Raw genomic sequence first — 3,052 nt, forward strand, 5'->3', positions numbered from 1 at the left:
AAATATGGCATTGGGCGGCTTTACCCCGAAGCAGCGGCTGGCCATGGCCGCTTAGTTTCTACTTCTGCCGACTGTGGAAAACGGGGGCATTACCAGATACTCGATACCCGCGTCGGCCACACCATACAGCGTGACGCTCGATTGAGCGAATGCGGTTGTAGCGAACAGACCGAGGGATGCGACGGCAATGCGACTAATCTTCATGGATTCTCCTCATTAAGACCCGAAATTAATTTGGTGGGGGCGAGTATAGAAATCTGCAGATGACGGTCAGATTGCGAAGTAATTACGTGGGGTCACTTCGTCGCGTGATGACGACAAGGTGGAACGTACCGGGGTTATGTGGATTGACATGGCTTTCGCGCGGACGCGTCAACCTGTGTGCGCGCGAACGTTGCGGGCCGGTAATGGGAAACTCACGAAAAGAGGTCGCTTCTCTCGAAGCAAGATCGACTGCCTTTGCAATACGCTGCGGGTTCCGATCTAGTTGGAGAGTAAGGATGGACACGCCATACGTCGCAAAATGGGCGCGTAGCGAAGACAGCGTTCATGAGCAAGCGCTGCGACTTCGCACACGGAGGTTCGAGCTGCTGTCTGCAAATATTGCAAATGCGGATACGCCGAACTACAAGGCGCGCGATATCGACTTCAGCGCCGAGTTGGATAGGGTGATGGGCAGTGGCCAGAATTTTGCGGGCATGACCATGACTTCGCCGCGACACATCGAGGCAAGCAAGCCCGCGCTGGAAGAGGATCTGATGTATCGCGTCCCCCTGCAGTCGAGTATGGACGGCAACACCGTGGAGATGGACGTCGAGCGTGTGGCGTTTGCAGAGAACGCGCTGCGGATGCGGTTCTCCATTCAAAAGACTGCCGACGAGTACAAGGACATGCTCAAGCTCTACCAGGACATGCGGCCCTAGCGGGGAAACCGCGACTACTGGCAGGGCGGCTTGGGTGCGGCGACAGCGCTGGACGCGTCTCTGGAAGACGGCTCCGGTGTGCTCGCTGCGGATTCCTGCTTCGACGGATGTTTGGCTGTGCGATGTCGCGGGTTGGCCGCCCAGGCAACCCGTTGGTCGCGGGAGGCGTATCCCGTGTCTGAATGTCCAATGGCGAGGGTGTGCCACTGGGTCGGCTTCTCGCTGAGTCGATCACCGGTCGCAGGAGCCGGCAAAGCGTAGGCCAGCAAGGCAGAGCATGCGACGGCGCTAATCATCTGTATGGTTCCTGGACGGATGACATGAGGATCCTGTCATCCGCAAGATAGTACGCTCAGATTGCGGGCACATTACCAACGCATTACGGCGGGGCATTGGGGCGCTGACTCGTTGAGCTTTGTTGTTGCAATGCGGGGCACACTAGTTGCTAATAGTGTGCAACGGCGTGAATGCCGATTCAGACTGACTGGAGCCCGCGACAATGACCGAAAAGCTGCGCCTGGACATTCCTGTCTTGCTTCCTGGCCTTCCCGATTCCTCTGATCCCTGTGTAGAACGGTTGCTGTCCGAACTGAGAGGGAAAGAGGGCGTCGAGGCGGCGCATATAAAAACTGCAAATGTTGATAGCGATTCACAGATATGTGTCCACTACGATCCCGCAGCGATTTCCCTTGCCCGCATCCGGGAGCTGGTGACAAGCACGGGTGCGGTGATTTCGTCGCGGTTTGGTCATGTGCTTTGGCAATTGAAGGGCGTCTGGCACGAACGACGAGCGCGAACCGTAGCTAGCCAACTGCGGGCCTTGCCCGGCGTCATCGAGGCCGAAGTCAGCGCCTCCGGCATAGCGCGCGTCGAATTCGACAACGATCGGATCTCCGCGGCAGGGATCGAGCAGGCCCTGTCAAAACGCGGGCTCGCGCCGGTTGAGATCGGTGCCCGGAAGAGCGGTCATGCAGACCATGAACACCGCGAAGGCGTCAAGGATCATGCACATGGGGAAGGCGAGGGGCATGAGGCCCACGCACACGGCAGCGTGTTTGGCCCGAATACTGAGCTAATCTTCTCCCTGATCTGTGGGGCCTTGCTTGGTCTCGGATTTGCCGTTGGTAAGCTGTTCGGCAGCCTGCCAGCATGGATTCCGGTTGCCTTCTTTGTCGGCGCGTATTTTTTTGGTGGTTTCTATACCGTTCGGGAAGCGATAGAGAACCTCCGGCTAAAGAAGTTCGAAATCGACACACTGATGCTGGTAGCCGCCGCAGGGGCGGCGGCGTTAGGCGCTTGGGCGGAAGGCGCGCTACTTCTCTTTTTGTTCAGTCTCGGCCACGGGCTCGAACACTACGCCATGGGGCGCGCCAAGCGGGCGATCGAAGCGTTGGCGGCGCTCGCACCGGCTACAGCAAGTGTGCGGCGTGAAGGCGAGGTACGAGAGGTCCCCGTCGAGGAATTGCAGGTGGGGGATGTGGTGGTGGTTCGGCCGAACGAACGCCTCCCCGCCGATGGTTTTCTGGTAAAGGGGGCTTCCGCAGTCAATCAAGCGCCGGTTACTGGCGAAAGCATCCCGGTCGACAAGCAGCCCGTGGATGACGCCGCCGCAGCCAGGAGGAAGCCCGATGCCGTAGGGGCCGTGTCCCGCGTGTTCGCCGGAACCATCAATGGCGCCGGCGCCATTGAAGTGGAAGTGACGCGCCTTTCCACGGACAGCGCCCTGGCGAAAGTCGTCAAGATGGTCAACGAGGCCGAAGCGCAAAAGTCACCGAGCCAGCGGTTCACTGAGAAGTTCGAACGGATCTTTGTTCCTGCAGTGCTTGTGCTGGCGGTATTGCTGCTGTTTGCAGGGCTAGTGATCAATGAGCCGTTCAGTGCGACCTTCTACCGCGCCATGGCGGTGCTGGTTGCCGCCAGCCCATGCGCGCTCGCCATCGCGACACCGAGCGCGGTGCTGTCGGGGGTAGCGCGCGCCGCTAGAGGGGGTGTACTGATCAAGGGCGGGGCGCCGCTCGAAAACCTGGGTTCACTGGGTAATACCCCCTGAAATCCACCGCTGGGAGAAGTAGAATTTTCTCGTTAAGAGGGAGTTCTGCAGATGAAGAAGTCGAGATTCACAGATAGCC

The 3,052-nt window shown here is 59.1% G+C and carries 1 protein-coding gene and 2 pseudogenes; 2 read left to right on the forward strand and 1 reads right to left on the reverse strand.

The window, feature by feature from the left end; genetic code table 11:
* Positions 1 to 93: 93 nt before the first annotated feature.
* A pseudogene (locus tag ACUXH0_RS26335) lies at positions 94 to 204 on the reverse strand (porin); the annotation flags it as partial.
* Between the two features lie 296 nt (positions 205 to 500).
* Here ACUXH0_RS26335 and flgB point away from each other — a divergent pair.
* Both flgB and ACUXH0_RS26345 read left to right on the forward strand, forming a co-directional pair.
* Positions 501 to 923 (forward strand): flagellar basal body rod protein FlgB, encoded by a 423-nt coding sequence (gene flgB / locus ACUXH0_RS26340; RefSeq protein WP_008650726.1) that lies wholly within the window; start codon positions 501 to 503, stop codon positions 921 to 923.
* A gap of 499 nt (positions 924 to 1,422) precedes the next feature.
* Positions 1,423 to 2,958: pseudogene (locus ACUXH0_RS26345) on the forward strand (heavy metal translocating P-type ATPase); the annotation flags it as partial.
* Positions 2,959 to 3,052 lie beyond the last annotated feature (94 nt).

Source organism: Ralstonia sp. 110700041-2 (assembly GCF_056280165.1).